Annotated in this window: 2 protein-coding genes and 2 pseudogenes; all 4 read left to right on the plus strand. The window is 61.7% G+C overall.

The annotated features are described in order from the left end of the window. Positions 1 to 832: 832 nt before the first annotated feature. The gene (locus HV796_RS39775; RefSeq protein WP_217478190.1) at positions 833 to 4,555 is read left to right on the plus strand and encodes a hypothetical protein; all 3,723 of its coding nucleotides are present in this window, start codon (positions 833 to 835) and stop codon (positions 4,553 to 4,555) included. Between the two features lie 15 nt (positions 4,556 to 4,570). Next, positions 4,571 to 4,792 (plus strand): annotated as a pseudogene (locus HV796_RS39780) (transposase); the annotation flags it as partial. Positions 4,793 to 4,831: 39 nt separating this feature from the next. Continuing rightward, positions 4,832 to 5,470, plus strand: a pseudogene (locus HV796_RS39785) (IS6 family transposase); the annotation flags it as partial. Between the two features lie 123 nt (positions 5,471 to 5,593). After that, the coding region (locus HV796_RS39790) for an IS110 family transposase (RefSeq protein WP_175233230.1) at positions 5,594 to 5,899 on the plus strand (306 nt) is incomplete at its 3' end.

The following is a 5,899-nucleotide window of genomic DNA, read 5'->3' on the forward strand; positions in this document are numbered from 1 at the left end:
ATGGATGGCAAACGCGCGTCAATGACGCGTTGCGCGCGTGGGCAAAGTCGCATCGCATGCTTCCGTCTCGATAGGTTCCACGCGGGCAATAGTTAAGCAGTGACGAAAGGGGCTTTCCCTACATGGATTGCCCCTTTGTCATTTGCGTACCGCACGGTGCATCGACCCTCTTAACAAGGGCGTTCACGCCCAACAGCGACCACTCATTGCCGCGAGTCGTTTTAATCAGGTTGCGGCCGTGCCGAATTTCGTCGCGACGGCCGTGATAGCGAACACTGCCGCTACGAACCACGTGATGACTTCGGGGATGGCTTGGTTGCAGTGATCGGCGGCCGCCCAGCGGCACCAAAAAAAGCGGGAACCCAAGGCTTCCCGCTTTCGTGTGCGCCCAATCTCTAAGGAGATTAGTGTTTATGCGCCTGCTGCGCTCGCCATTCCCTGAGCTGCCGCTGTACATTAGGTCCGGATGCGAAAAGGGACTGAGTAGTCGTGCTTGAGCGCGCAGGGGACGCGGGATAAGATCCACGCGCCCTGACATGGGGAGCCGGGCGATGCGGGGCGCTCCGAGGATCACGGCAGGTGCGACAGTGCCGTTTCCCAACGGGGTGATGCGTCTGCCCGTCGATGACGGTGTGAGCGCCGCGGATGGCAGTGCCGGCCTGACGCGTCGAAGTCTGGGGCGCGGGTCGCTCCCCCGGCGTTTGTATGGCGAACTCCCTCTTCAGATCATCACGGGACAGGTATGACTCGCAGCATTACCCAGGCTTTGGTGGGGCAATACCCCGCATCCGGATCATTGTCCAGCGATCCCGCCGGGACCGCAATGAGGCCGGTGAATGAGAATAAAAACATTCCCGACGCCCGGATCGAAGCGCTTCGCCGGCTTGCCCGCAACGGTCCTGGCCGGCCTGTTGCATCCGCCAGCCCGGAGCTGGAAAGGAGCATCAGGGAAGCCATGGAATGGTATGGGGCGCTCTTTCCGGAGGCCGGTGGAACACGGAGCGCCAAAGGCGCCGGGAACCCGGTTGTGTTCACAAAGGCCCGGGCCAGTCCCGCAGCGCGGCAGGTGCGCAGTGCGACGGGCTCGCCTGCAGAGATGCCAGCGGCCAACCTGACCGGGGCGTGGCTGGATCTGGCGCGGGCACCTTCACGGATCGAAACACCGACATCGGCCCTGCTTGCGGTGCTGAACCTGCATGGAGTGGACATCACGCAGCGCGAGCATATCTTCACGGTGCTTGACACCAATGTGCACATCACGCCCGCGTTTCTTGCCGGACTGATCGGAGCGGAACGGCTCGACGAGGCATCGGCGCTGTACGCGAATGGCGCAGGCGTGAACAGCTCACGCCGCACCCGCATTGAGCGGCATCAGGACTTCGCTGCGGCGCTGGGTAAGGATCGCCTGCAACAGCGCCTGTTCCTGCCGGGCAATCTTGGGTCCGACGAGCATGCCAGTGGTATCTATTTTGATGGCAATGCGCTTGTCAATGCGGTGGGCAGGAGTGTGGATGACCTGGCCAGTAATGCGGCCGTGATGCGGCTGCCCGGTTTCGCTGCCCAGGAGCAACCGGTGCGCCGCAAGATGGTGGTCGACTGGCTGGATGCACACGGCCAGGACACCCAGTACCCGTTCGGTACGTTTGAGCATTCGATGGCGTCCGTGCTGAAGACGGCGGTTCTGTCCCGGGGAGAGGCTGCACCGCAGCCGTATGCGTCCCGCGAAGCATTGGGGGCGGCGTTCGTTGCACTGGCGCAGCAATGGCCCTCGCCGGACAGTACCCTGATTGATCCGAAAATCCTGTTCGGATTGCATCTGGTCAAGACCCATGGCATTGAGCTGCATGGACCGGCTTCGCAACGACTGGACGAACTGAAGGATTGCCTGAATGACCTGCTCACTGAAGCGGCCGGGCCGCCGCTCTTCGACAGCAGAGCGGTGGCGCTGGAGCTGCTGGCACAGGAGACGGGCATATCCCGACACGATCTGGCGCTGACGGGGCGCCGGGGAAAGGATCAGTTAAACGGCATCCTCGACGAGTTCCTGCATTATGCGCGACGTCCCGAGTTTGGGGTGCTTCCGCTGCGCCTGCCTGTGCCGGGAGGGCAGGATGACACGCCTGACGAAATCTGGCTGTATCCGGCAGTCATGCTTCGGGAAGCCGAAGCCCGGTTCAAGGCGGAATTGCCCCAGCATCCGTGGTTTGCCGCACGTGCCCGCCTGGCGCTGCGCCGGGAAGACGTGCCCGTCACGGCAGACACCGTTGCCGAGGAGATCAGTGACCTGGTCGCGCAGTACGAGGCGCCACCCGAACAATCGCCCCCCGACCTGCGGCACTGGCTGGATAACATGCCGGTCATTTCAAACATCATCGGATTCACGGAGGGCATCGCGCGCGGTGATATCGACGAGATTATCAGCTCGGTGCCACTGGTTTCGAATGTATATAACGCGATCGAAGGCGCCGCAACAGGAGATGGCAAGCGCACGGAAACCGCGCTCGTTACGTTGATACCGTTTGTCGGTGCGGGCTACATCATTGCCGACGGGGTGGCCAATAACGACACGGCCGAGGCGGTCGGTGGGACGATCGGCCTGGGGCTGGACTTCGTGACCGAAGGAGAAGGTCATCTGCTCACGCGCGGCCGTGTCGTGGGCCATTCGGTGCTGGCGGAGGGGAAAGTTGCATCGCATACTTTCTCCCAGCATGAGATGCCGGCGGCCGTACGCCTGCAGGCGCAGCACAGCCTGGGCGCACTGAAAGACCTGGGAATTGATGACCGCGCACTGATGCTCACGGACAAGGCTGGTGAACACGGCAGCGTGGGCGACCCCTTTGCGCTGGTCGCGCCCCGCGAGGAAGCCGCGCCTTTAAGTCCGCAGACGCAACGACTGGTCGAACGACTCGCGCCCGTACCAGAGGATAAGCGGCCGGTGGCGATGCGTCGCTCGGAGGGCGGGACATGGCAGGATCCTGAAACGCTGGCGCACTACGCGCAGATCGGAGCGAAGCTGTACCGGGTTGCAAAAGACGAGACCGCCTCGAGTGATGGGTATGTGGTATGGAATCCGGTGGACGCCAGTGGCAATGCCCGGGAGCGGACGATCCGTCTGGAGCACCGCGAGGGCCAATGGCAGCAGGCCCGGAATGCTCCGGGTCTGAAGGGCGGAGCCCCAGAACCACAGCGCTTGCCGCAGTTGTCAGTTGAAGAGGTGGACAACGTACTCGCGAATCTGGACCGGAGGGCGGACCCGGCAGGCACGGCGCTGGTCGACTGGGCCTACGCGGAGCAGGCGCATGGACTGCCGCTTTCCGATGCCGAGCAGCGGATCCATGACAGCCTGAATGCACTAGGGCGTAAACTGCCTGCGCCCCCCCTCCCGGGCGGCAGTCGCGCAAAGCCCCATGCACGGCTCGTGCTGACACTACCTGAACACATCGGTCTGCTGAAGGATCTGCCCGAAGAACTGGATCATCGATACCGCTCCAGCGTCAAGCGGTTCCTGGCGCATCTGGAGGAGCAGGGTCAGTCCTGGTCGCAACTGGTGGCCGCGGGCAGCGGTGCGGGTGTGCGTCCTGCGGCGCTTGAACAGGCAGTCAACGAGGGGCTCCGGCATCATGGCTTGCCGACCAACACGCGGACTGCGCTCAATCAGGCCTTCGGGTTCAAGCTGCAAGGCGACATAAAAAAAGTCCGGCTTGCGCCAGATCTTCAGGAGCACAAGAATCTGTTGAACGATTTGCCCGAAGAACTGGATCCTGTATACCGTTCTAACGTCAACCGGTTCCTGGCGCATCTGGAAGAGCAAGGTCAGTCCTGGTCGCAACTGGTGCGCGCGGGCACCGGTGCGGGCGCGCGTCCTGCGGCGCTTGAACAGGCAGTCAACGAGGGGATCCGGCATCATGGCTTGCAGCCCAACACGCGCACAGCCATCAACCAGGCCTTCGGGTTCAAGCTGCAAGGCGATATACAAAGAGTCCGGCTTGCGCCGGATCTTCAGGAGCACAAGGATCTGCTGAAGAATCTGCCCGAAGAACTGGATCATCGATACCGCTCCAGCGTCAACCGGTTTCTGGTGCATCTGGAAGAGCAGGGTCAGTCCTGGTCGCAACTGGTGCCCGCGGGCAGCGGCGCGGGCGCGCGTCCTGCCGCGCTAGAACAGGCGGTCAACGAGGGGATCCGGCATCATGGCTTGCAGACCAGCACGCGCGCGGCCATCAACCAGGCCTTCGGGCTCAAACTGCAAGGCGGCATAAAAAAAGTCCGGCTTGCACCGGAACTTCAGGAGCACAAGGATCTGCTGAAGGATCTGCCCGAAGAACTGGATCAGGCATACCGCTCTCGCGTCAACCGGTTCCTGGTGCATCTGGAAGAGCAGGGTCAGTCATGGTCTCAACTGGTGCCGGCGGACAGCGGTCGGGGTGCACGACCTGCGGCGCTTGAACAGGCAGTCAACGAGGGGATCCGGCAGCATGGCTTGCAGCCCAGCACGCGCGCAGCCATCAACCAGTCCTTCGGGTTCAAGCTACAAAGTAAGGCAGAAAAGCAGTGACAATCCGGCCGGAGCGGCACACCTGCTGGCGTGAAGCCTGTGGTGTGACGATTGGTGACCAACCGCGAAGCGCACGACCTCGATGCGGTGATCGAACTGATCGACTGGTATCGGGCGAGGTGGGAGATCGAAATGTTCTTCCATGTGCTGAAGAACGCCTGCAAGGTGGAAGCGTTGCAGCTCTCGCACATGGACCGTGTCGAACGGGCGCTCGTGCTGTACATGGTGGTCTCGTGGGTTCCGTCGCAATAGGCATGTTCGGGTAAGCTGGAGGGTATGAAACCGCTCCATCTTCAACTCGAGACGTCGAATTTCCGCAAACGCCTGAAGCGTCTGCACTACCCGCTGGAGGTGATCCTGCTGACTGTGCGCTGGTATGTGGCGTATTCGCTGAGTCTGCGCAACCTTGAAGAAATGATGGCCGAACGGGGCATTGAGGTTGACCATTCGACGGTGCATCGTTGGGTAATACGGTTCGTGCCACTGCTGGAGAATGCCTTTGGCAAACGCAAGCGCCCCGTGGGCCGCAGCTGGAGGATGGACGAGACGTACGTGAAGGTGGGCGCACAGTGGAAGTACCTGTACCGGGCCGTGGACCGGCACGGTCAGACGGTCGATTTCCTGCTGTGTGCGCATCGTGACCGGGCCGCGGCACAGCGCTTTTTCAGGCAGGCCATCGGGCGCAACGGCGAGCCGCATACCGTCACCATTGATAAGAGCGGCGGGAATCTGGCGGCGCTGAAGTCCCTCAACGCCGGGCGCGAAACGCCCATTACGATCCGGCAGGTGAAGTATCTGAACAACGTGGTCGAGCAGGATCATCGCGCCATCAAACGCCTCATCAGGCCGATGATGGGATTCAGGAATTTCCGCTGCGCGCGCATCATCCTTTCAGGCATCGAACTCAATGAAATGAACGCCTCCCACCCGTGAGCATTGGCGGCCGATAGAAGAAAAGGGGACCGTCACGGGCCGACGGCACAAGAGGCAGCCAATGCAAGATCATGTAGGTCTTGACAGGCAACCGGAGTATCCGACATGAAGCTTACGCCAGTAGGGATTGACATCGCCAAAAGCGTGTTTCAGGTGCACTACGTTGATGAGGAAACTGGCGAGATCGTAAACAGGCCGATCAAACGGGCAAAGTTCCTTGAGTACTTCGCGAACCGTACACCCTGCCTGATTGGAATGGAGGCGTGCGGCGGTTCACAACACTGGGCACGGCAACTCACTAAGCTGGGGCACGAGGTGAAGCTGATGCCGGCCGAATTCGTCAAGGCGTTCAACATCCGCAACAAGAGCGATGCAGCGGACGCCCGGGCGATCTGGCTGGCCGTGCAGCAG

It is taken from the genome of Paraburkholderia humisilvae (genome assembly GCF_902859855.1).
In the GTDB taxonomy this organism is placed as follows: Bacteria; Pseudomonadota; Gammaproteobacteria; order Burkholderiales; family Burkholderiaceae; genus Paraburkholderia; species Paraburkholderia humisilvae.